Source organism: Acinetobacter legionensis, from assembly GCF_048552295.1.
In the GTDB taxonomy this organism is placed as follows: domain Bacteria; phylum Pseudomonadota; class Gammaproteobacteria; order Pseudomonadales; family Moraxellaceae; genus Acinetobacter.
In genome coordinates this window covers 1-212 of record NZ_JBIMCW010000129.1, presented here as the reverse complement: position 1 = coordinate 212, position 212 = coordinate 1, and the positions used below count along the sequence as shown (strand labels likewise).

General features: G+C 49.5%; 1 protein-coding gene. It reads right to left on the bottom strand.

Translation table 11 applies throughout. The features are described from left to right. A partial coding sequence (locus tag ACG916_RS21735) for a hypothetical protein (protein ID WP_419329565.1) occupies positions 1-212 on the bottom strand: 212 nt, incomplete at both ends.

Genomic DNA, 212 nt, shown 5'->3' with positions numbered 1-212 from the left:
ATAGCCTTCACCTGCCCATGGGGTCAGGACATCGACCCAAGCTGAATCTGTATCATTGTCATTAGAACCCGCACCGCCATCATGGGTATTGTCTTCAGTACGGCTAAACAGGAAACGAACTTTGATACGCCCCCATTCATCGACATGAATTTCTTCTCCACTTGGCCCTACTACTTTGGCCCGTTGTGGTGATGCAATCGGTCGGTGTTGTA